This is a genomic window from Bacterioplanoides sp., from assembly GCF_965226395.1.
GTDB lineage: Bacteria > Pseudomonadota > Gammaproteobacteria > Pseudomonadales > Oceanobacteraceae > Bacterioplanoides.
The window spans coordinates 3,117,574-3,140,491 of record NZ_OZ245358.1 but is presented as its reverse complement, the minus strand read 5'-3'; the positions used below and the strand labels follow the sequence as shown (position 1 = coordinate 3,140,491).

General features: G+C 49.3%; 18 protein-coding genes. 10 read left to right on the top strand and 8 right to left on the bottom strand.

Translation table 11 applies throughout. The annotated features are described in order from the left end of the window. The first annotated feature begins 73 nt into the window (after positions 1-73). From ACO05E_RS14385 to ACO05E_RS14355, 7 genes are all read left to right on the top strand, one after another. Positions 74-1,048: an AAA family ATPase gene (locus ACO05E_RS14385; protein ID WP_419810186.1), complete on the top strand. Its 975-nt coding sequence runs from the start codon at positions 74-76 to the stop codon at positions 1,046-1,048. Between the two features lie 2 nt (positions 1,049-1,050). Continuing rightward, a complete protein-coding gene (locus ACO05E_RS14380; protein WP_419810185.1) occupies positions 1,051-1,974 on the top strand; it encodes a DUF58 domain-containing protein in 924 nt (307 codons plus the stop codon). Then, the gene (locus ACO05E_RS14375) at positions 1,971-2,522 is read left to right on the top strand and encodes a DUF4381 domain-containing protein (RefSeq protein WP_419810184.1); all 552 of its coding nucleotides are present in this window, start codon (positions 1,971-1,973) and stop codon (positions 2,520-2,522) included. The genes ACO05E_RS14380 and ACO05E_RS14375 overlap by 4 nt, the downstream gene beginning before the upstream one ends. Beyond that, the gene (locus ACO05E_RS14370) at positions 2,513-3,547 is read left to right on the top strand and encodes a vWA domain-containing protein (protein ID WP_419810183.1); all 1,035 of its coding nucleotides are present in this window, start codon (positions 2,513-2,515) and stop codon (positions 3,545-3,547) included. The genes ACO05E_RS14375 and ACO05E_RS14370 overlap by 10 nt, the downstream gene beginning before the upstream one ends. Beyond that, positions 3,547-5,502: a VWA domain-containing protein gene (locus ACO05E_RS14365; protein WP_421722746.1), complete on the top strand. Its 1,956-nt coding sequence runs from the start codon at positions 3,547-3,549 to the stop codon at positions 5,500-5,502. The genes ACO05E_RS14370 and ACO05E_RS14365 overlap by 1 nt, the downstream gene beginning before the upstream one ends. Further along, positions 5,496-7,280, top strand: a complete 1,785-nt coding sequence (locus ACO05E_RS14360; RefSeq protein WP_421722745.1) for a BatD family protein — start codon at positions 5,496-5,498, stop codon at positions 7,278-7,280. The genes ACO05E_RS14365 and ACO05E_RS14360 overlap by 7 nt, the downstream gene beginning before the upstream one ends. A gap of 241 nt (positions 7,281-7,521) precedes the next feature. Beyond that, positions 7,522-8,490, top strand: a complete 969-nt coding sequence (locus tag ACO05E_RS14355) for a diguanylate cyclase domain-containing protein (protein ID WP_419810179.1) — start codon at positions 7,522-7,524, stop codon at positions 8,488-8,490. Between the two features lie 25 nt (positions 8,491-8,515). Here the strand turns inward: ACO05E_RS14355 and ACO05E_RS14350 are convergent, their stop codons facing one another. The 7 genes from ACO05E_RS14350 to ACO05E_RS14320 form a co-directional block, all read right to left on the bottom strand. Beyond that, positions 8,516-9,163 carry a hypothetical protein gene (locus ACO05E_RS14350; RefSeq protein WP_421722744.1) on the bottom strand — a complete coding sequence of 216 codons (648 nt, stop codon included), beginning with the start codon at positions 9,161-9,163 and terminating at the stop codon, positions 8,516-8,518. A 20-nt stretch (positions 9,164-9,183) separates the two neighbouring features. Then, on the bottom strand, positions 9,184-11,274 hold the full coding sequence (ligA, locus tag ACO05E_RS14345) for an NAD-dependent DNA ligase LigA (protein WP_421722743.1): 2,091 nt from the start codon (positions 11,272-11,274) through the stop codon (positions 9,184-9,186). A 166-nt stretch (positions 11,275-11,440) separates the two neighbouring features. Next, positions 11,441-12,772 carry a cell division protein ZipA C-terminal FtsZ-binding domain-containing protein gene (locus ACO05E_RS14340; RefSeq protein WP_421722742.1) on the bottom strand — a complete coding sequence of 444 codons (1,332 nt, stop codon included), beginning with the start codon at positions 12,770-12,772 and terminating at the stop codon, positions 11,441-11,443. A gap of 194 nt (positions 12,773-12,966) precedes the next feature. Continuing rightward, complete coding sequence (gene smc, locus ACO05E_RS14335) at positions 12,967-16,476, bottom strand: chromosome segregation protein SMC (protein WP_421722741.1); 3,510 nt, start codon at positions 16,474-16,476, stop codon at positions 12,967-12,969. 160 nt (positions 16,477-16,636) lie between these two features. Continuing rightward, entirely contained in the window at positions 16,637-16,864 is a 228-nt protein-coding gene (locus ACO05E_RS14330) for a hypothetical protein (RefSeq protein WP_419813615.1), read from the bottom strand. Positions 16,865-16,929: 65 nt separating this feature from the next. After that, a complete protein-coding gene (ppk2, locus tag ACO05E_RS14325; protein ID WP_419813614.1) occupies positions 16,930-17,772 on the bottom strand; it encodes a polyphosphate kinase 2 in 843 nt (280 codons plus the stop codon). An 88-nt stretch (positions 17,773-17,860) separates the two neighbouring features. Then, complete coding sequence (locus ACO05E_RS14320; RefSeq protein ID WP_419813613.1) at positions 17,861-18,850, bottom strand: GGDEF domain-containing protein; 990 nt, start codon at positions 18,848-18,850, stop codon at positions 17,861-17,863. 156 nt (positions 18,851-19,006) lie between these two features. Here ACO05E_RS14320 and murI point away from each other — a divergent pair, with 156 nt between their 5' ends. The 3 genes from murI (at position 19,007) to cls (ending at position 21,987) form a co-directional block, all read left to right on the top strand. Continuing rightward, positions 19,007-19,870: a glutamate racemase gene (gene murI / locus ACO05E_RS14315; RefSeq protein ID WP_419813612.1), complete on the top strand. Its 864-nt coding sequence runs from the start codon at positions 19,007-19,009 to the stop codon at positions 19,868-19,870. A 99-nt stretch (positions 19,871-19,969) separates the two neighbouring features. Then, positions 19,970-20,521, top strand: a complete 552-nt coding sequence (gene folE, locus ACO05E_RS14310) for a GTP cyclohydrolase I FolE (RefSeq protein ID WP_419813611.1) — start codon at positions 19,970-19,972, stop codon at positions 20,519-20,521. Between the two features lie 65 nt (positions 20,522-20,586). Further along, on the top strand, positions 20,587-21,987 hold the full coding sequence (gene cls, locus ACO05E_RS14305) for a cardiolipin synthase (protein WP_419813610.1): 1,401 nt from the start codon (positions 20,587-20,589) through the stop codon (positions 21,985-21,987). A 90-nt stretch (positions 21,988-22,077) separates the two neighbouring features. Here the strand turns inward: cls and ACO05E_RS14300 are convergent, their stop codons facing one another. Continuing rightward, entirely contained in the window at positions 22,078-22,683 is a 606-nt protein-coding gene (locus ACO05E_RS14300) for an OmpW/AlkL family protein (protein WP_419813609.1), read from the bottom strand. Positions 22,684-22,918: the final 235 nt, after the last annotated feature.

Sequence of the window (22,918 nt, the reverse complement as noted above, 5' to 3'; positions counted from 1 at the left end):
AGTGATAACCATTGACCCGGCATTGATATTCAATAAAATCGTTTTTAAAACAAGGCTCTAGGAATTGGTGCACATGACTCAACAAGAGTTTCCGGAACAACAAGGATTTGCACAACTTAAGCAATCGCTGCAACAACAAATCATCGGCCAGCCTCATCTGGTCGAACGTTTATTAATCAGTCTGCTGGCAGATGGTCACTTGTTGGTTGAAGGCGCACCGGGTTTGGCAAAAACCAAAGCCATTAATGCCCTGGCTGAACGGCTGGAAGGTGATTTTAAGCGGGTGCAGTTCACGCCCGATTTATTACCCGGCGATATCACAGGTACCGAGGTGTATCGCCCGGAGCAACAAACATTCGATTTTCAGGCCGGTCCGATTTTTCACAATCTGATTCTGGCGGATGAAATTAACCGTGCACCGGCCAAGGTACAAAGTGCTCTGCTGGAAGCCATGGCCGAACGCCAGGTCACGGTTGGTGGTGTTACCCGTTCCTTACCCGAGTTATTTCTGGTGATGGCCACCCAGAACCCCATTGAGCAGGAAGGCACCTACCCGCTGCCGGAAGCGCAGCTGGATCGTTTTCTGATGCACGTCACCATCCATTACCCGGATGCAGAAGCCGAACAACAAATCCTGCGACTGGCGCGCGGAGAAGCACAACAGATCAACCACGAAACAGATATCAGCCTGACTCAGGACGATATCTTTGCCGCTCGCCAGCAAGCACTGGCACTGCATATGAGTGAACCGGTTGAGCAGTATATTGTGCAGTTGATTATGGCAACTCGTGAGCCGCAACATTATGGCGACGACTTAGCCAGCTGGATTGAGTTTGGCGCCAGTCCGCGTGGCACCATTGCCCTCGACCGCTGCGCCCGGGCACATGCCTGGTTACAGGGGCGCGATTACGTCAGCCCGGACGATGTACAAGCGGTACTGCATGATGTGTTACGCCACCGCTTGTTACTGAGTTTTGAAGCAGAAGCCAGCGGTATGACCGCCAACCGGGTAATTAACGAACTGATTCAGCGAGTGGCTGTAGGCTGATCATGCTGAACGAGCGCTTTTCCAGCGGTGTTGAGATTCTGCCAGCCAACCTCGTGGCGTTAAGAGATCTGGCAAATCAGCTACCACTGCATAAACAAAAACGGATTTTAAACGACCTGGCCGGCACCCATACCTCAGCCATTCGTGGTCGTGGGCTGGATTTCGCCGAAGTGCGCCAGTATCAGGCCGGTGATGATATCCGTGCGATGGACTGGCGAGTCACGGCCCGCACCGGTGAAGCGCATATCAAACTCTTTCGTGAAGAACGCGAACGCCCGGTGATGATTGTGTGTGACCTGCGCGCCAATATGCAGTTTGGTACCCGGCGTACCTTAAAAAGTGTGTTAGCTGCCGATATTGCCGCTCTGTTCGGCTGGTCAGCACTGGCGAATGGCGATCGTATTGGCGGGCTGATTTTTAATGATCACCAAGAAATTGATTTACGCCCAAAAACGGGCCGTAAACAGGTGTTACAACTGCTGCATAATCTGGCTGATTTGCCTCGTTCTCAGCCATCCAACAGCAACAACCGTATGCGGCAGATTTGTCGTCATTTACGGCGCGTGATTCGCCCGGGCAGCGCCATCTTTTTTATCAGCGACTGGCAGGGGTTTGATGACGAGTGTGAACATCAGCTCTTTAATATCGGTCGTCATAGTGAAATCACCGCCATTCAACTCTCCGACCCAATGGAAGCCGAACTGCCACCGGCCGGTTTATACAACCTTACCGATGGCCAACAAAGACTGGTGCTCGACACTCACTCACAACACCTGCGTGAACAGCATCATTTGTCGTTTATAGAGCAACAAAAAAAGCTGGCGCAGCATATGTCTCGCCTGAAAGTGCCATTAATTTCTCTGGCAACCAATGATGACCCGCTCACTCTCTTGCGCCTGGGCCTGGGTATAGGACGAGCAGGATGAACCCGGCAGCATTACCTTCACCCTCCTCTCAGGCTTTGCCATTAAAAGCGTTGCACTTACCCGAAGCCATCAGTTGGTGGCCACTGGCACCTGGATGGTGGCTATTACTTATCAGTACATTGGTCGTGCTGGGGCTGTTGGCATGGTGGTTATTGCGCCATTATCGGGTGAAGCAATATCAACGCGCAGCACGTGCTGAATTACGTGTGTGCTATAAAAACTGGCAACAACATCAGAATAACCAATTGCTGCTGCAACAGGTTAATCATGTTTTAAAACGTGTTTGCCGCCAACGTCTGCCAGCGGGTTTATCACTCAGCGGCGAACCATGGGTTGAGTTTTTAAATCAGTCTGCGGGTAAAACCGTATTTATTGAAGCTAACGCCCGAGCATTGGCGCAGGGGTTATACTGCCCGTCCGAACAACTTGCCGATTTGCCGTTCAGCGCTACACATACCGCAGATTTACTTAACGCCTGCCAGAACTGGCTGAAACATATCCATAGCAACCACATTTATAGTAATAGGGAAGCCTCGTCATGGAACTGAGCTGGCATTGGCCGTGGGCATTTTTATTACTGCCATTACCCTGGGTTATTCGTGCTTTTATACCCAAAGTAAAAACTCAACAGGCTGCATTGCGGGTTCCATCGTTATCGTTATGGAATCAACAACATGCACCGCAAAATCAACCGATTCGGGGGCAAGGCTCACAATGGTTATTCCCCCTGTTAATCTGGCTATGTGTGTTAACGGCGCTGGCTCGTCCTTATCACTCAGGCGATGTAGTGCAATTACCAATTAGCGGGCGTGACCTGATGCTGGCGGTGGATATTTCACCCAGTATGGAGGCGGAGGATATGAGCTGGAATAACCGTGCGGTTAACCGTTTATTTGTGGTGAAACAGGTACTGACCGACTTTATTGAGCAACGCCAGGGGGACAGATTAGGGTTGTTATTATTTGGCTCTAACGCCTATCTGCAGGCTCCACTAACCTTTGATAGTGCAACGGTTAAACAATTTATGAGCGAGGCACAGATTGGTTTGGCCGGGAAAAAAACCGCCATTGGTGATGCCATAGGTCTGACCATTAAACGCTTACAAAATCATCCGGAAAACAGCCGGGTAATGATTTTATTAACCGATGGTGCCAATACCGCAGGCGAAGTGGAACCGTTAAAAGCCGCTGAGTTAGCAGCACAAAATAAAGTAAAAATTTATACCATTGGCCTTGGGGCAGATGTCATGGAAGTACCGAGCTTCTTTGGCACCCGGCGTATTAACCCATCCCGCGATTTGGATGAAAGCGCGTTACGCCAGATTGCCCAGCAAACCGGTGGTGTTTTTTTCCGCGCCCGCAACAGTGAAGAGCTTCAGCACATTTATCAGTTTATTGACGAGTTGGAGCCCACCGAAAAAGATCCGGAAATTTATCGCCCACAACAGAATTTATACCACTGGCCATTGCTGATGGCCTTTGTAATGAGTTTATTCCTCGCCTTACAACAGTTGTCTTTTTTTCAGCGTTGGATACCGGGTCGCTTCTCTCATAACCAAAAGGAGGCTCAATAATGGAATGGCTGCAGCAGTTTCATTTTTTGCGCCCAATGTGGTTACTGGCTCTGCTTCCGGCGCTGGTTGTGTTTGTATTACTGCTGCAACGTCAGCTCAGTCGTGGTCAATGGCACAAAGCCGTTGATGCCCATTTGTTGCCACACCTGCTGGATAACACGGTACAACAACAGAGCCGTAACGGTAGCTGGCTGGTGTTAATTGCCTGGTTATTAACCACTCTGGCACTGGCCGGGCCAAGCTGGCAGAAATTACCGGCTCCGGTACAAAAAAATCAGGATGCGCTGGTTATTTTATTGGATATGTCGTTGTCGATGGCCGCTCAGGATATCAAACCGGATCGCACCACCCGGGCGATTCAGAAAATTACCGATATTATCCGTGCCCGCCAGGATGGACTGACGGCTTTAATCAGTTATTCCGGTGAAGCACATACCGTGACGCCACTAACCGATGACCACGATACTATTCAGAATTTATTGCCGTCATTATCGCCTTTTATTATGCCCAAACCCGGCAGCCGCCCGGATAAAGCCATTGCCCTCGCGCAACAGCTGGTGAATGACTCTGGTATTAACAGAGCGCAATTATTATTAATCACCGACGGCATTCAGAATAAAGATATTCAACGAATTCAGAACATCTTTGAGCCCCAGCGCTTTCAATTATCATTATTGGTGATTGGCACCGAAGAAGGCGCTCCGATTGCCGTACCCAACAGCGGCTTTTTAAGAGACGGCAGTGGCAATATTGTATTACCACAACTGGACCTGGAACCAATTCGTGAATTATCACAACAGTTATCCGTCCCCTGGCAGCCTCTGAGGTTTGATGACAGCGATTGGCAAAGCCTGCTGCACCAGCAGCAATATTTTGATGATCAGAATGCTTTACAGCACACTCAGTTTGATCAATGGCATGACCAGGGGTACTGGCTGATTTTCCTGCTTTTACCGGCTGTTCTAATGCTGTTTCGTCGCGGGGTGTTATTCGCCTCTCCGGCTACCGTTATTCTTGCATTATTGATCATTGCTCCGCTATTTAAGCCGACCAATGTTCTGGCTGACGAGCAAAATTCACCATCCTTCTGGCAAAATTTATGGCGCACCCCGGATCAGCAAGGGGCTGAGTTAATAGCGTCAGATCCGGCAACAGCCGCATCTCGCTTTAACAACCCTGACTGGCAAGGTGTTGCTGCTTATCAGGCCGGAGACTTCCAACAATCGGCCGACGCTTTTGCTAATAATCAAACCGCGACAGGTCGTTACAACTATGGCAATGCACTGGCGCAGAATGGTCAGTATCAGGAAGCACTGGCGGCATACGATGAAGCGTTGCAACAAGACCCTGATTTTGAGGACGCAAAAACCAATCGCCAACTGGTTGAGCAGGCTCTGAAGCAGCAAGAGCAACAGAATCAGCAACAGCAACAGCAACAGCAAGGCCAAAACCAGCAACAAGATCAGCAGAATCAACAAGGTTCAGAGCAACAGCAAAACCAGGATCAAAACCAACAACAGCAAGGTTCTGATCAGCAACAGAATTCTGAACAACAAAGCCCTGAACAACAGGAGCAGGGTCAACAGCAAAACGCTTCCGAACAAAACCAATCCAGTCAGGAAGATGATGCCTTTGCAGAACAAAAAGCAAGGGAGAAAGCCGAGCAAAAGTCGAAGGAAAGCGCGAAGCAAGAAGAAGAGGAAAGCGCGGAGCAAGAGTCAAAAGCAAACGTAGAGCAAAAAGCACAAGAAAACGCCGAACCGGAAAATCAGACTCAACAAGCTCAACACCAAACCGAACCCCAAACAGACCTGAGCCGCGAAGAACAAGCCGCTATGCAACAGTGGCTCAACCGAATTCCCGATGAACCCGGCAATTTATTACAGCGAAAATTTCTTTATCAGTATCGCCAGCAAGCCGGAGAGAACGACCAACAGGAGGATGTTTTATGGTAATGCCTGTTAAGCCAGCACAACACACGCCGATTAGCCAACAGCTGATTATTGGCTTGCTGCTAATAGCCAGCCTACTGATCTCTACGGAGAGTCTGGCAGCGAATCTGACCGCCAGTGTCGATCGTAAAGTCGTTGGTGAAAACGATACCTTCACCTTGCTGCTGCGTTATAACGAACAGGTTAGTTTTCGCAGCCCGGATCTTGATCCTCTGGAACAGGATTTCCGGGTTCTGAATAAAAAACAATCGACCCAGTTTCGTTCAGTTAATGGGAATTCCGAATATTTTACCGACTGGGCCATTGTGTTATCACCGAAGCGCACCGGCACACTAACCATTCCGGCCATTCATTTTGGCGGCTCCCGCACCCAACCAATCCAGATAGAAGTACAGGCGGTTTCATCTTCGGTTAAAGAAAAACTCGCCAATGAATTCTTTTTTGATATTCGCGTTAGTGAAGGCCCGGCATATGTTCAGGGGCAAATTCTCTATACCGAAAAGTTTTATTACGCGACTTCTCCGGAAGGTGCGTCATTGTCTGACTTTCAGGTCACCGATGCTCGTGTTCAACAATTAGGAGAAGTTCGTTCTTATCAGACCATTATTGAAGGGCAACGCTTTGGTGTTTATGAACGACAGTATGCTGTTTTCCCAGAGGAAAGTGGCACACTGGTTATTCCCGGACAACGCTTTAGCGGCCGAATCCCGAACCCTTATGACCGCTGGAGTCGTGGTCAACCACTCAGTGTAGTGAGTAAACCGATTGAGATTAATGTACTTCCGATTCCCGCGGAGTACCCACAATCCCCCTGGCTGCCAAGTCCTAAAGTCAGTATCAGTGAGACCTACTCAGAAAGCCTGCAAAACTGGAAAGTGGGAGAGCCCGTTACACGTACCATTCGCTTAACCGCTCAAGGTCTGACCGGTAGCCAGCTGCCTGCCATTGCTCTGCCAGTGGTTGATAAACTGCGTTACTACCCGGATCAGTCTAACCACGCTGAAACCCTGACTGAAGCAGGCATACAAGGTGAACTGGAACAGTCCATGGCCGTGGTGCCCACTGCAGAAGGTCGACTGGTACTGCCGGAAATTCGTGTTCCCTGGTGGAATACTCAGCTACAGAAGGTTGATTATGCGGTATTGCCGTCGCGTACTGTCGTTGTTGCCGCTGCCACCAACATACAAACTCCTTCCGTTTCCGGGCCATCGGCAGCAGCCAGCCAGAATCTGCCAAACTCACTCCCACACCCAACACAAGCCCAAGCCGCATCTGCTGAAGCGCCACACAATCAGGGAATCTGGGTGGTCATTTCTGCCCTGTTGTTGATCAGTAATATCATCAGTGTGTTTTGGTTATGGCGCATGCGTCATGCTAAAACCGCGTCGCCAGAAGCAACATCAACAAGCAGTTCAGCCAGAGATGCACAGACTCAGAAACAACACTGGCAAGCCTTCACCAATGCCTGCCGAAACAATGATGCTGCAACTATCCGCAGCGCACTACTGCAATGGGCCAGCCTGCGTTACACCAACACCACCAACACCACCAACACCACCAACAACAACAGCAACCTGAAACAGTTAGCGCAGCTGAAGCAGATAACCCACGACCCGAAACTGCACGCTGCATTGGATGAATTAGACGCGTATTTATACGCTGCTTCTGACAGCAGTGTATTTAATGGCACTAACCTGCTGGCGCTGGTTAAAGGGCTGGAAAACAAGGCTAACCTGTCACAGCAATCTACCGGGCTGAAATCGCTTTATGGTGGTAGTTAATTTACAGGAATCATTGATTAGGATCTGACCGCCACAAATCCATCATTAGGCGTTTTAGTCATTAAGATATAAGAGTTTTATAGCCTCTTATTCTTGGATTTAGCATGATTTTCGACTATCGGTTCGAATACTCAGCCTATACACTGCTATTCTTATTTGTATAAGTATCTTTCTCATCAGCAATCTCAGAAGTAGCCTGTTATGACCGATTGTTGAAGCGCCATGCTTGGTAGGAATTGTAATGCCTGATAAAAACAAATGGTTAACGGATCAGCCACTGGAGCTGATCCCATTCAGCAAATGGCAAAAAACCGTCGACCTGATGGCAACCTTATTTCAGGCGCCGGCTGGTTTTATTGTTCAGTACACCAGCGACGGTTACCAGACCGCGATTGCCAGTCAACAGCCGGAAAATCCTTATGCTGCTGGCGGGGTTATTGCTCCGGATGAAAATATATTCTGCCGTAAAATTGTTCAGACTGGCGAAGAGTTGTATGTACAACGAGCAACCCTTGAGGACGAGTGGCAAACCAATCCGGAAGTCAGTAATGATGGTTTTAATTCCTATCTGGGGGTACCGATACGCTGGCCCAATGGTGATCCGTTTGGCACTATTTGTGTGATGGATTTTAAAACCACGAACTATGATGACCGTTATCTGGAGTTAATTCGCCAGTTCCGGGATATTGTGCAGGCCGATTTATCGTTATTAGATCACTTTGATCAGTTCCGTGAACTGGCGATGTCCGATGACCTGACCCGGCTTTATAACCGCCGGGGTTTTGAAACCGTCGCTCAGCAACGCATTCAACTGGCGAAACGCAATGATGCCAGCCTGGTGCTGATTTATATGGATGTGAACGATTTAAAAATAATTAACGATCAGCTCGGACACCACCAGGGCGACGAGGCTTTAACCTGTGTTGCTGACGCACTACGCCAATATTTTCGCAGCAGTGATGTATTAGCGCGTATTGGTGGTGATGAATTTTTATTACTGGCTGAAAGCAAAGAACTCGCGGCGCTGAACGACAACTGCCATAACGTTGATCAGGCTTTACAACAACATTTCTCAGCCCACCCACAAATACACACTGGCGTCAGCTTTGGTGTATTGCCGATACACGATATCTATCTTCCACTGGAGCACTGGATTCATCTGGCCGATGAAAAAATGTATCAGCACAAAAGTAGTCGCTTCACCGGGTAAGCTGATCTGAACCAGTGAAATGAATCTAACCCAGCGGAACAGTTAGTACCTTAGTTTCTTCACCAAATAAGGTTCGCCAGAACCAGCCTCGCTCTAAATCTTCCTGACATTGAACCAGCTGACGCTGATATTGCTTTGCCCGGCGGTCTACTTTTTTGGCAACGTTAATCAGCCAAGGCTTCTTTTTATAGGTACCGCGTAAATAACCACCCGCGCCATCGTGATAAGCCAAATACAAACGATAGGCATCATGGGGCTGAATACCGGTGCGCTTGATCGTCCGGGTGTTGTACCAGCCGATAAAATCGACGGCATCTTCAAAGTCATCGCGATCGGCACCCCAGTTGCCACTGCTTTTCTGATACTCAGCCCAGGTCGCATCCAATGCCTGAGCATAGCCGTACGCCGATGACGGCCGGGGCCCGGGAATAATCCATAAAAACCATTCTCGTGGTGGGCGGTTATCATCAATAAATTTCGACTCCTGATGAATAAACGCCATGCTTACTGATATTGGAATACCGTATTTTTCGTCGACCGCTTTTGAGGCGTTATACCAATCGTAATACTCATCGAATATCTCACACACATCGCCGATATTTTTTGGCTGCGGCGTGGAGCAGGCAGCCAATAGCAATATCGGCAACAGCAGTAATATTCGACCCCAATTCATAAGCAGATTTCCAAACATTTTTAGCCGTGCTCGACACCATATTCTGCCAATAATGCCATAAAGGCATCGTTATCCAGAACCTCAACATCGAGACTTTGGGCTTTAGTCAACTTACTGCCCGCTTTTTCACCAGCGACCAGAAAATCAGTCTTTTTCGACACGCTACCCGTGACCTTAACACCCAGATGCTCCAGGTATTCTTTTGCCTGATCACGTCCCATGGAGGCCAGTGTTCCGGTGATAACAGCGACTTTACCACTGAGTGGCGCATCATCGGCTGCCGTCACGGGTTCCTGTTCCGGCCATTGAATACCCGCCAATTTCAGCTGTTCAATAATGTTGCGATTATGCGCTTCGGCAAAAAAGTTCACGATATGAGAGGCTACAATGTCACCAACATCATTAACGGCTAATAACGTTTCTTTATCCGCAGCCATAATCCGCTGTAAAAAACCAAAGTGAGACGCCAGATTATTCGCCGTTACCGTGCCCACTTCACGAATACCTAAAGCGTACAAAAAGCGGCCTAAGGTGGTTTGCTTCGATTGCTGTAATGCATCCAGAACATTCTGCGCCGATTTTTCCGCCATACGCTCCAGCGCGGCTAATTGCTCCAGCGTTAAATGGAATAAGTCATCCACGGAGTGAATTAAATCCTGCTCCACCAGTTGATCAATTAATTTATCACCCAGCCCTTCAACATCCAGCGCTTTACGTGAGACAAAATGTTTAATCGCTTCTTTACGTTGTGCTGAGCACACCAGGCCACCAGTACAACGGGCAACCGCTTCGCCTTCGACACGTTCCACATCCGAGTCACATACCGGACAACTATCGGGAAAAACAATATCAGAGGCATTATCCGGGCGGCGATCAGCCACCACTGAAACCACTTGAGGGATCACATCACCAGCGCGACGGATGATCACGGTATCGCCAATTTTCACGTCCAGCCGAGCGATTTCATCAGCATTGTGCAAGGTGGCATTACTGACCACAACACCGGCAACTTTTACCGGATTTAAGCGTGCAACCGGGGTAATAGCTCCGGTACGCCCTACCTGGAAATCGACATTCTCCAGCACCGTCATTTCTTCAACCGCCGGGAATTTATAAGCAATCGCCCAGCGTGGAGCACGAGCGACAAAACCTAATTGCTGTTGTAGCGCCAGGTTATTCACCTTAAAAACGGTGCCATCAATTTCATACGGCAAAGAATGGCGCTTTTCCCCCAAACCATCAAAAAACGCCTGAGCTTCGATCAGGTTTTTAGCGACGGTTAACTCGTCATTAATTTTAATGCCCCAGCTTTTCACCCGTTGGAAAATACCACTCAGGCTTTCTGGCATATCAAAATCATCACTAACCACACCAATACCGTAAGAGCAGAATTCCAGCGGACGCTTGGCGGTGACTTTGGAATCCAGCTGGCGTAAAGAACCTGCTGCTGCATTACGCGGATTAGCAAATACTTTTTCCTCAGCGGCCAGCGCTTTGGCGTTGTAGGCATCAAAACCGTCCAGCGGCATATACACTTCACCACGGACTTCCACTCGTTGTGGAAAATCACCGGCCAGCTTAAGTGGCACGTTTTTAATAGTACGCACATTCTGAGTAATATTTTCACCGGTTTGACCATCACCACGGGTTGCCGCACGCACCAGAACGCCATTCTCATAAAGAATACTCACTGCGGCGCCATCCAGCTTAGGCTCACAGGCAAATTCAATATCGTCGGATGTATCCAGCTGTTTTTGCACCCGCGCATAGAAGTCAGCAAACTCCTCGGCATTCATGGCGTTATCCAGCGACAACATTGCCATTTCATGCTCAACCTGCTCAAACGCCGACAGTGGCATGGCACCGACTTTCTGGGTCGGAGAATCCGGGGTTTTTAACTCAGGATGTTCACGCTCAATATCCTGCAATTCACGCAACAGGCGATCATACTCCGCGTCCGGTACGGTCGGATTATCGAGAACATAATATTGGTGGTTATAGTCGTTCAGCTGATTACGCAGAACCTCAGCACGTTGTGCGGTTTTGCTTTGTTCTGAAACGGAAACCGCCGCAGAGTCTGCGGCGGAAAAAAGATCATCTTGCTGGTTCATAGTGGCATTGGGCCATGACTTCTTATGAATTGTTTTGTACAGCTGAATCCGTGTTGTTTTTGAAAGCAGCAACAGGATGTTGCGACCGCGCGGCAGGGCCAGGGATGGCCCTTCGGCGCGGCGGCAAAAAACAGCACGGATTTGAGCTGTTATTTGATTATCTCAATCAACGAGTACCTTGCTTCTTCATCAGTAAATGCTGATGACGCTCAAAGGTCATGATTTCTTCACGGTTGGCTTCAACCGTTTGTGGTGTTAATGCGCTTTCACTTTCATCCAGCACATCAGCTTTTAAGTTTCGGGATACCACCATGGCCATTTCGTACATGGCTTCATAGGCTTCCAGCGGACGGCTAGCCCCCGGCAAACTCATAAAGAAGCTTAAACCACGGTAATTCTGATCGGCCATTTTAGTAGGCTCAAAGGTGCCAGGCTCATGACTCTGAGAAACAGAGAACTGAATACAGCCTTCACCATCCTTTTCTTCAAAACGATGGAAAATATTTTTCTCGCCGTAGCGTAAGTCACAGGAATTAAACAGATAAATTAAATCGCTGCCTTTAAAGCCTTCCGGTGAGCGAGCAATCGCATGAATCACCAGCACCACTTCAGCTGGCGGGCGATGTGCCAGAATTTCTGCATTACTGCCGGAGAAATTAACCGGCTGAGTAATAATCTGCACCGTTTCAGCCAGGGGCTCTGGCATCGACGTCACAATGCTTTCCTGAGCCTGATCCATTCGCTCATCATGCGGCTCTGTCGTTTCAATGAAGGTCGTGGCATCAGCTAATTCGGTGGTCGACTCGGCAGCTTCAGCAACAGGTTCAAAATCAGAAGCAGTCCGATCATCCGCAGTGGTGCTATCGTTGAAGGCCAATTCTGATTGCACGGCTTGCGATTTATCCGCGATGGAATCGGCAACCGGGCTTTCAATAAGCACAGTTGTTTCTTCGCCCAACTCTTCAACATCCAACAGCACTGGTACCTGCTCATCCAGATTAACCGGAGCTGGGTCTTCGGTCAGAGCTTCAGTGACTGCACTTTTGTTAACAGAGTTTTCAGCAATTGTAATTTCGACAGCACTTTCTTCAGAAACAGGCTCTTCTTTCTCCGCAAATTCATCAATAGGATCAACTGCATCAATATTTGCGGCACCCGTGTCTACAGTACTGGCATCTGCAGTATTGGTATGAAAGACAGGCTCATCATCAAGAGCAGAAAAAGCAGGAAGTTCGATATCCGCCGTAGTATCGCGATCAAGGGCACTGACGGATGGTTGCGGATTAACCAGAGGTTCTTCATCAACCTCACCAACCACCCTTACTTCGCCCGGAAGTTCTGGGTTATACCCTTCCTCCGGGAACTTAAAATCATGTGAGACATCCAATTTCAACGCTTCCGCCCGAGCGCGTCGCATACGACGGAAACCATCAACCAGGATTGCGATCATCACCACCAATCCCAACAGGATCATAACGGTGCGCCAGCTCCATTCCATAATTGCCTCTAAACTCTTCTTATAACTCAAATATTCGTTGACTCAACCCGACCCGCAAACTCCGATTTTCTAACAGGCCAGATTAACGAATAAGTGTGTCATAAGCCTTCAAACGATGACAGACCCCAGCAGGAGATTCTGCTACTTTTCTTAGCGAATTTTACAGTTTTTATGTCAATCGGCTGACGCGTCAATTATTGGTCAATCATTTCCGCCGCTTCTTCGACATCAACAGACACCAATCGGGAGACACCTGGCTCATGCATGGTAACCCCCATTAACTGCGATGCTTTTTCCATCGCAATCTTATTGTGGGTGATATAGATGAATTGCACCTTCTCCGACATTGCCTTAACCAGACGTGCATAACGACCAACGTTGGCGTCATCCAGTGGTGCATCCACTTCATCCAGCATACAGAACGGAGCCGGGTTCAACTGGAAGATCGAGAAGACCAGCGCAATCGCGGTTAACGCTTTTTCACCACCAGAGAGCAAATGAATGGTGCTGTTTTTCTTACCCGGTGGTCGCGCCATAATCGCAACCCCGGTATCGAGCAAGTCATCGCCGGTCAGTTCCAGAGAGGCATGACCACCACCAAAGACTTTCGGGAACAACTCAGCCAGCCCGGCGTTCATCTTGTCGAAGGTTTCTTTAAAGCGAGTACGGGTTTCACGGTCGATTTTGTGAATCGCACCTTCTAAGGTCGACAGCGCCTTCTCCAGATCCGCATGCTGTGCATCCAGATACACTTTGCGTTCTGACTGAGTTTTGTATTCTTCAATGGCGGCCAGGTTAATAGCACCCAAACGCTGAATGCGCTCCGCCAGTTTTTGCAGCTCTTGTTGCCATATATCCGGATCAGCTTCTTCCGGCATGGTTTCCAGCACCTGCTCCAGACTGAGCTTGGCTTCCTGAAGCTGTTCCACCAACGCCTGACGACGAATATCCAGCGCCTGACATTCCATCCGTACTTTTTCCAGTTCGTTACGGACTTCCAGCGCTTTTTTCTCAGCATCCGCACGTTTCTGTTCCAGCTGGCGTAACTGAGCATCAACACTTTCCAGCGCATGACGTGCCGCCTGCATCACTTGCTCAGCACTGAGCTTCTGCTCCAATAACTCTTCCAGCTGGGCTTTTAACTCTTCTAAATCGAGAGAGTGGTCACGCTGCTGATTGGCGGCAACCTGATCACGGCGTTCGCGTAAACGCTGCATTTGTGTTGCCAGTCGTTCAATCGCCTGATTCAGCCCCTGCTCTTTGCTGGATAAGCCCTGAACCTGCAATTGCAATTGATGGCTGCGATCTTTGTTTTGCCCGGCAGCCATACGCGCCTGATCCAACGCCAGTTGCACCTGTGTTTTTTCTGCCAGTAACCGTTCACGCTGACCACTGTCTTCATCAATGGCCGACATGGCGTCCTGCCATTGCAAGCGCACTTCTTCCAGGCTTTCGCGCTCCAGTTCCTGAGATTCGCGGGTTTCAGCAATATCCTGATCCAGCTTGTCACTGCGTAACGCAAACTGCTCAGCACGGGCCTGCTTACCGGATAATTGTGACTTCAGGTGAATTAACTGCTGGCTGGCCTGCTGTAATTCCCGCTGCGCCACTTCGCGCTGCTGCTCGGTACTGCGCAGTTTCAGTTGATCGGCTTCCAGGTCCACTTCCCACTCTTCGACCTGAATATCCAGCTCTTCAATTTGTTCTTCTAAGGTTTCCAGCTCTTGTTGGCGCGCCAGCACACCGCCTTCACCGTCGGCGGTTTTTGCAACCCGCAGCCATTGCTTACCCAGCCAGATGCCTTCTGGAGTGATGACCGACTCATCGCCACTCAGTTGAGAACGCATGGCCAGCGCCTGGGGTAAATCATTAGCGGTTTTTACCCGGGCCAGAAAACCAGACACATCCTGTTCACTGCGCACTTTGCTTAACAGGGAATTTGGCTCAACAGCGTGTTGCCCCTGTTCAATGGCATGCTGCCAGAGGGCTAACTGGCCTTCTTTTAAATTACCCAGCCAATGCTGCGTTGGATCGAGGTCATCAATCACCACCGCTTGTAAGTAATCGCCCAACACGGTTTCGACCGCGCGTTCCCAACCTTCATCCACATGCAGTCGCTCTGCCAGTCGTGGTTTGCGAGCCAGTTGATGGCTTTCCAGCCAATGACTGACCGCTTCAGAACCTTCACCCAGAGCGGCTTTCTGCAGAGCATCGAGCGTGGCTTTACGATTAATAAAATGCTGCAGCTGATTTTTGCCATCTTCTAACTGACGGCGACGGGCATCGAGCTGCTCACGATTTTGTTGAACCTGCTGCTGTAACTCATCAACCCGCTCCTGCAAACCTTCGGAGGCCATTTCCTGCTCTGAAACTTCTTCTTGCAGCAGCTGAATTTCTTCTAATTCCGGGTTTTCCGCCAGTTCACGTTTTTCATCCTGTAAGCGGCCAATCTGTTGTTGCAAACGGGACAGTTGCTGCTCAATATTTTGCATGCGCGTTTGTGCGACTTCGGCCTGGCGGGTTGGCTCAGAGGCTCGTTGGGTAAACTGTTCCCATTGCTCCTGCCAGCCCTGTTGTTTTTCTTCCGCCACGGCTAATGCTTCTGCCGACTCTTCTTCACCAGCCAGCAACATTTCCAGCTCAGGTTCGAGCATCAGCTTTTCTTCAACAATGCCTTCCAGTTGCAGCTGGTCGTCTTCTAACGAACGTTGGGTATCGAGAATGGATTTTTCAACTTCGGCCATTTCCTGGTCGAGCTGTAACGCCATTTGCGCCTGATGTTCAACCTTCTGCTCCTGACGGGCAATCTGAGAGCCAATTTCGTAGAACTTTGCCTGTGCCGTGGCAAATTCATCACTTTTATCGGTGTGCTCTAAGCGTAAGGCTTCGATATCAGCATCGGCTGAACGCTGCTCGGCGGTATGAGCTTCAAACTGCACCTGATACTGGGCAATCTGCTGCTCACGCTGGCGGTAATCGTTATCCAGAATCTGCCATTTAAGCGCCTGTAGCTGAGCTTTTTTCTCGCGCTCCTGAGCCTTATATTCTTTGTACTTCTCAGCCGCATCGGCCTGACGTTTCAGGTGTGATAACTGACGCTCCAGTTCTTCACGAATATCCTGCAAGCGCTCCAGATTTTCGTTGGTACGGCGCATGCGGTTTTCGGTTTCACGGCGGCGCTCTTTGTACTTGGAAATACCCGCCGCTTCTTCCACATACACCCGCAGCTCTTCAGGCTTGGCTTCAATCAAACGCGAGATCATGCCCTGCTCGATAATGGCATAAGAACGCGGGCCTAAACCGGTGCCGAGGAAAATATCGGTAATGTCTTTTTTGCGGCACTTGGTGCCATTGAGGTAATAACTGGATTGTCCATCACGGGTCACCTGACGGCGCAGACTGATTTCACTGTAAGCCGCGTACTCTCCGCGCAAGGTGCCATCGGAGTTATCAAAGATCAGATCAACACTGGCTTTACCTACCGGCTTACGCTCAGCAGAGCCGTTAAAGATCACATCGGTCATGGCATCGCCGCGCAGGTACTTGGCTGAGCTTTCACCCATCACCCAGCGCACCGCGTCAATGGTGTTGGACTTACCACAACCGTTCGGCCCAACAATGCCCGTCATATTGGTATTAAAGGGTACCGTGGTAGGGTCAACAAAGGACTTAAAGCCTGCCAGTTTGATCGCTTTTAAGCGCATAAGACGTGATCTTTCCTGTGATTCAGTCGAAGTCAAAAGCGGAAGTTTATCACCGCAGGCCAGCAGCAACAAAACTAGCAATAACGAAACCAACAGCAACAAAAAGAGGCACCGAAGTGCCTCTGATTATGATAAGAGCTTTATCACAAAGCGTTGTTGGTTACAGCTCTCCGGCTGCGCGCTTGCGGGTGTGATCTGCCAGCTGCTGAATCTCTTCAACGGTGGCATTAAGTGCGTCCATTACCGCCGTATTCAAAGCGGATTCGATCATCACCGACAAACCGTCAAAGTCCCGATCGTTAACTTCAGCCGCAATGGTTTCACCCACCTCTTCACGAAACTGTTTCACAATCCGATCAGCGTGAGCTTTATGTGGACGATCATGCATAGTGCTTACCTCTTAACCTTTTAATCCCTAACCTTTAACTCCTACCTTTAAGCTTTAGCGAGCGCTTAACAATCCATTGCCTGAGTCGCAGGCTGAATAATCAGCGGGTCTGGCGTCAGGTCTAATTCCTGTGATTTGTTGGTGTAATCCAGACGATTTAACACTTCGCGCATGGTGTTCAAACGCGCTCGTTTTTTGTCGTCGGAACGAACCACAGTCCATGGAGCATCCATATGGTTGGAGTAATAGAACATAGCTTCTTTGGCTTCGGTGTAATCTTCCCACTTATCCAGCGATGCCAGGTCGATTGGGCTCAGTTTCCATTGTTTCAGCGGATCAACCTGGCGCTTCTGGAAGCGGCGCAGCTGCTCATGGCGACTAACCGAGAACCAGAATTTAAACAGGTGAACGCCCGAGCGCACAAACATGCGTTCCAGTTCTGGCACTTCGCGCATAAACTCCAGATATTCCGAGTTTTTACAGAAGCCCATCACGCGCTCGACACCGGCTCGGTTGTACCAGGAACGGTCAAGCAGCACGATTTCACCTTCGGCTGGTAAATGCTGAATATAACGTTGGAAATACCATTGGGTTTTTTCAATATCGCTGGGTTTTTCCAGCGCCACAACCCGTGCGCCCCGAGGATTCAGGTGCTCCATAAAACGCTTAATGGCCCCCCCTTTACCGGCAGCATCACGACCTTCAAATAAGATCACAATTTTCTGGCCGGTTTCTTTAACCCAGCCCTGCATTTTCAGCAGTTCGATTTGTAGCTGCTTTTTTTCCTTTTCGTACTGAGCACGGGAAATACGCGCACCATAAGGCAGGTGTGGTGTTTTTTCGATTTCCGTATCCGGCACGACTAGCTCAGGCACAGCTAACGGCGGATGTTCGATGATTTCAGACATACTCCCTCCTTTTTTCGTTGATGAGCTTACATTAATACATCAATCAAAAATGGCCTTGATACACGTCAGTATTCGACGCGCAGAACCACTATTGCTCAACACTTAAAAAGCGGTTTCGTCCTTGTTTTTTGGCTTGATAAAGGTAGGTATCGAGAAAGTCCAGCACTTGCGCCAGTTTCAGTTCCTGATGTGGTCTGGGGGTGATGGAAATATAGCTGCCGGAAGCCGTCAGTGGTACGACATCTCCCTGATCATTGCGCACCTGCATATGGCGAATGGCATGCTGCACCCGCTCCACCACTTTAGACAGTTGATCGGGCTGGCAGCCCGGTAAAATCAGTGCAAATTCTTCACCACCCAAACGACCGATATGATCCGTCGGGCGCATCACGCCTTTCATGGTTTTACACAGCTGTTTCAGTACCCGATCTCCGGTGCCATGACCATGTACATCATTCACTTTTTTAAAATGATCAATATCCAGCAAGATCATGGCAAACACATGATACTGACGCTGGCCGCGCGACCATTCACGATCATAGGCGCGCTCAAAACCACGACGGTTTTCCGCACCAGTTAATGGATCCGTTAATGCCAATCGGGCCTGCTCTTCGGATTGCTTCACCATCACCAGACAAGCGGCGGTTACCGCAGCCAGGTGCTGCATAAAGTCCGTTGCCATGCCTTGTTGAAAACGCTCTGGGGTGGCGGAATACAAACGCAACTGGCCTAAATACACATCATTGCGCACCAGCGGCAGTGCCAGGCCACTTTTCCAGGGAGGTGGCGGTGTTACCGCTTGAGCTTCAATACGGGGAATACGGCCCTGAAATTCGAGCTGATTCAGCAGCACACCCTGCTCGATATCCAGCGACTGCAACATGGCTGCTTTCAGGTCGCCATCCGGGTCACAGACTTTCAATGTGGCTGCATCCAGGTCAAATTGACTGGGTAAGCCATCAAGCAGCAGGGTCAGGAAGTCCAGCCAGGTCTGGCAAGACAACAGTTGTAATTCAAATGCCTGAAGGCGCCGTAGCAGCGCCTCGTTGCGCCGTGCGTTTTCAAGCAGTTCCGTCATTTCCACTCAGGTACAGCTCCATTGATTGATAATAACAGTATAGATACTTGTTCTGATTTCACCTGCCAAACCATGAAATTAGCGGATAATTTTATCTTTCTTTGCTAGACTGCCGCGCTTTTCAACCATCGATTCATTCACACATCCATTAATTTCATGACGCAATCGGTATTGTTTTTTGACTCTGGCGTGGGTGGCCTGAGCGTACTGCAACAAGTACGCCTGCATTCGCCACACCTTAATCTGCGTTATGTGATGGATGATGCGGCCTTCCCCTACGGCACCAAATCGGATGATGTCCTGACACAGCGTGTGCAGCAGGTATGTTTCAGCGCCGTTCAGCAGTGCTCTCCAGATATTTTGGTGATTGCCTGTAATACCGCCAGCACCCTGGCGCTGCCAGCATTGCGTCAGACCTTGGACATTCCGGTTGTGGGTGTGGTTCCGGCGATTAAACCGGCTGCACAACTGGCAAAGCGGGGGCATATTGGCTTGCTGGCCACTCCGGCAACCGTTGAGCGCCTGTACATTAATGACCTGATTCAGGATTTTGCCGAACACTGCAAGGTGGATCGCTTAGGCAGCAGTGAGCTGGTGCAATGGGCGGAAGACTACCTTGCCAGCGGTCAACCAGTGCCTCAGCTGCAAGCACACCTGCAGCCCTGGTTTGAACGCTGTCCGGAGATGACTCATGTGGTATTGGGCTGCACCCATTTCCCATTGCTGAAGCCACAATTACAACAGCTATGGCCAGACATTCACTGGATTGATTCCGGTGAAGCCATTGCCCGGCGGGTTGCTTCCCTTTTACATCAAAGTAGAAAGCTGCAGAAAAACGAGTCCGAGGAACACAGCCCAGAGGCACATTCTGGTCGGGATGGTGAACTCAGCCTGCACTGGACTTCCGCTAATCTGTCTCAGCCCGCGGCTCAACGCTTTTTACTGGAACTGGGCGAATTAACCGAAGCAACCCAACTGGCGTTGCATACAGCCAATCGTCAGAACGAAACAAAATGCTAAATACTTATACAAAAACAGATCCTTGTATAAGTTTAAATTAATTGAGTAAAATGCTCAGGCTTTATTACTCAAAACCAAGTACAAGTATACGGAATCGTCATGTCAAACATTGACCAACACTACAAGCAGATACTGGCCGAACTGGGAGAAGACGTCGAACGCGAAGGTCTTCTCGATACTCCGAAGCGCGCCGCTAAAGCCATGCAGTTTCTGACCAGCGGTTATACCACCAGCCTTGAAGAAGTGGTCAACGGTGCCGTATTCAGCAGTGATAACGACGAAATGGTGGTGGTTGAAGGCATCGAATTTTATTCCATGTGTGAGCACCACATGCTGCCGTTTTTAGGTAAGTGCCATATTGGCTATCTGCCCAACGGCAAAGTATTAGGCCTGTCGAAGTTCGCACGTATTGTTGATGTGTTTGGCCGTCGCTTTCAGATTCAGGAAAACATGACCAAGCAGATTGCCGACGCTGTAACCGAAGTCACCGGTTGTCGCGGTGTGGGCGTGATCATTGAAGCCAAACACATGTGCATGATGATGCGTGGTGTGCAGAAGCAGAATTCCATGATGCGTACCTCCGTGATGCAAGGCGTCTTCCGCGAAAACCAGGCCACCCGCAGCGAATTTATGCGCCTGGTTGGCCTGTAGCTGATTGGCCTGCAAACCCACTCTGCTATCATCACAGCTACCTAAATGACATTCGGGTAACTGTGATGATGACGCTGGACTGGCTGTCTGTTGCGCTTCTGCTTTTTTATCTTTCCGGTGTTGTATTCGCCGCTGACGCTATTTGGCAAGGGCGAACCGCTCAGGGCACCATCGCCTGGACGCTGACACTGATTTTTATGCCATTCATTGGCATTCCTCTGTATGCCTTATTTGGTACCCGCAAGTTTCATGGCTACCGCTTGGCCCGCCGCCACGGCGATGAAAAACTGAATGCACTCGGGCAACAGATTCGCCACAGCTTACAACCTTTTTCGGTGAATGCAGATGCGGTGACACGTCCGCTCTATCATTTTTTTCGCCTGCCCATGACACACAGCAATCACTGCGAATTGCTGATCAATGGCAAGCACACCTTTACCCAAATGCATCGGGCAATTGCCGCCGCCCGCCACTCGGTTTGCGTGCAGTTTTACATTGTGCGCGATGACGCTACCGGTCAGGCCATGGCCGATTTATTAATTGAACGCGCTCAGAGCGGCATCCGGGTGTATTTTTTATACGATGAAATTGGCAGCCACCAGCTGGGTCAACGCTTTATTCAGCGATTAAAGCAGGGTGGTGTCAGAGTCAGTCGCTTTAACTCCTGGCAGTTTCGTCATCGCTTGCAGATTAACTTCCGCAATCACCGCAAGTTATTACTGGTAGATGGCGAGCAGGCCTTTGTCGGAGGTTTAAATCTGGGCGATGAATATCAGCAAGCGGGCTGGCGCGATACTCATTTACGGGTATCCGGTCCGGCAGCACTCCCCTTTCAGCTGTCTTTCTGTGAAGACTGGTACTGGGCTACACAGTACTTACCCCAGCTACAATGGCAGCCTCAAGCCAACACTCAGCTCGATGCTCAGAGAGACACTCAGGTGATGTGTATTAACAGCGGGCCTGCAGATGTCCGCGAAAGTGCCAGTTTGTCATTTACTCACCTGATCCATCAGGCACAGCAACGTATCTGGATCGCTACGCCGTATTTTATTCCGGATGTGGCAACCACAGCGGCTTTACGTCTGGCCGCCGCACGAGGGCTGGATGTGCGCGTCATCATCCCACAACGGACGGATAAATGGTTTGTTCAACATGCGATGCAGAGTTACGTTGATGAACTGAGAAAAAGTGGCATCCACTTTTATCAGCATCAGGCGGATTTTATGCACCAGAAAGTCATGCTGATTGATCAGCAATGGAGTTGTATTGGCAGTGCCAATTTCGATAACCGCTCATTGCGTATTAATTTTGAAGCTAATGCTCTGGTGAAAAGTGAGGATTTTGCCAGGCAAACGGAGCAGATGCTGCAACAGGATTTCAAACACAGCCAGCCGGTTAAGATTGAAACGCGTATCGGCCAACGCTTATTAAATAAAGTATTACGCCTGACAGCCCCATTACTGTAAGAACGTAACGCTATTCAAACTACAGATATAAAAAAACCGGTTCATTTCTGAGCCGGTTTTTCGCATGTAGAAGGCTGTAATCGGTTCAGATCAGAACTTCATACCAGCGCCAACCATAAATACCAGTGGATCGATTTCTACGTCGATACCGTCCGCAGGGCCACCGTTAATTTCGGTATCAATATCCAGCTTCCATACAGCAACGTTAGCCAGGAAACGTTCGTTGATATCGTAGTTCACACCAGCAGAGTAAGACAGACCCCAGCTCTTTTCCAGGTGTGGTGCAGCGCCGTCTTCGTCAAAGAAGAACGTATGGTTTACACCCAGGCCAACATACGGCTGAATTTTAGACGCAGGATCCAACAAGTAGTACTGCGCAGAAATGGTAGGTGGCAGATGCTTGGTTTCAGCAATTTTGTTACCGTTTACAGTTACATCATGACGGAATGGGGTCGCCGCCAGTACTTCAACACCAATTTTTGGAGTTACCATGTAGGTCAGAGTCAGACCCAGTTGAGTATCGTCGCTCACCTGACCATCAACATCAGAAGCCAGATCCTTCTTATCAATGTTATCTTCTTTTGGATTGACATTAACAATACCTGCCTTAACAACAAAGTCACCGGCTTCATAAGACAGAGCAGGCATAGCAGAGATAGCAACGGCGCTGGCTAACAGGGTTTTTAACAGTTTCATTAAGCACTCCTTAATTATGTGCGTCATAAAAGATGTGCCCAGATTAACTGGATGTCGCTGCACCATTTTGATACAAATCAAGAAAAAACAGTGCACTGTTTTATAACCGCAGGTTTTATGGTGTCAGATCAACAAAAAACGGCCTTTTTGCCATTGCATTACCTTTTGGCACAATTTTTTACACATACAAGAAAATGAGTCCATAATAACAACTAAAGCGGCATAACCTGAGACA

Excerpts from the sequence above, each read along its gene's own strand:
- ACO05E_RS14385 (WP_419810186.1), top strand. The coding sequence starts at position 74 with ATGACTCAACAAGAGTTTCCGGAACAACAAGGATTTGCACAACTTAAG.
- ACO05E_RS14380 (WP_419810185.1), top strand. The coding sequence starts at position 1,051 with ATGCTGAACGAGCGCTTTTCCAGCGGTGTTGAGATTCTGCCAGCCAAC.
- ACO05E_RS14375 (WP_419810184.1), top strand. The coding sequence starts at position 1,971 with ATGAACCCGGCAGCATTACCTTCACCCTCCTCTCAGGCTTTGCCATTA.
- ACO05E_RS14370 (WP_419810183.1), top strand. The coding sequence starts at position 2,513 with ATGGAACTGAGCTGGCATTGGCCGTGGGCATTTTTATTACTGCCATTA.
- ACO05E_RS14365 (WP_421722746.1), top strand. The coding sequence starts at position 3,547 with ATGGAATGGCTGCAGCAGTTTCATTTTTTGCGCCCAATGTGGTTACTG.
- ACO05E_RS14360 (WP_421722745.1), top strand. The coding sequence starts at position 5,496 with ATGGTAATGCCTGTTAAGCCAGCACAACACACGCCGATTAGCCAACAG.
- ACO05E_RS14355 (WP_419810179.1), top strand. The coding sequence starts at position 7,522 with ATGCCTGATAAAAACAAATGGTTAACGGATCAGCCACTGGAGCTGATC.
- ACO05E_RS14350 (WP_421722744.1), bottom strand. The coding sequence starts at position 9,163 with ATGAATTGGGGTCGAATATTACTGCTGTTGCCGATATTGCTATTGGCT.
- ligA (WP_421722743.1), bottom strand. The coding sequence starts at position 11,274 with ATGAACCAGCAAGATGATCTTTTTTCCGCCGCAGACTCTGCGGCGGTT.
- ACO05E_RS14340 (WP_421722742.1), bottom strand. The coding sequence starts at position 12,772 with ATGGAATGGAGCTGGCGCACCGTTATGATCCTGTTGGGATTGGTGGTG.
- smc (WP_421722741.1), bottom strand. The coding sequence starts at position 16,476 with ATGCGCTTAAAAGCGATCAAACTGGCAGGCTTTAAGTCCTTTGTTGAC.
- ACO05E_RS14330 (WP_419813615.1), bottom strand. The coding sequence starts at position 16,864 with ATGCATGATCGTCCACATAAAGCTCACGCTGATCGGATTGTGAAACAG.
- ppk2 (WP_419813614.1), bottom strand. The coding sequence starts at position 17,772 with ATGTCTGAAATCATCGAACATCCGCCGTTAGCTGTGCCTGAGCTAGTC.
- ACO05E_RS14320 (WP_419813613.1), bottom strand. The coding sequence starts at position 18,850 with ATGACGGAACTGCTTGAAAACGCACGGCGCAACGAGGCGCTGCTACGG.
- murI (WP_419813612.1), top strand. The coding sequence starts at position 19,007 with ATGACGCAATCGGTATTGTTTTTTGACTCTGGCGTGGGTGGCCTGAGC.
- folE (WP_419813611.1), top strand. The coding sequence starts at position 19,970 with ATGTCAAACATTGACCAACACTACAAGCAGATACTGGCCGAACTGGGA.
- cls (WP_419813610.1), top strand. The coding sequence starts at position 20,587 with ATGATGACGCTGGACTGGCTGTCTGTTGCGCTTCTGCTTTTTTATCTT.
- ACO05E_RS14300 (WP_419813609.1), bottom strand. The coding sequence starts at position 22,683 with ATGAAACTGTTAAAAACCCTGTTAGCCAGCGCCGTTGCTATCTCTGCT.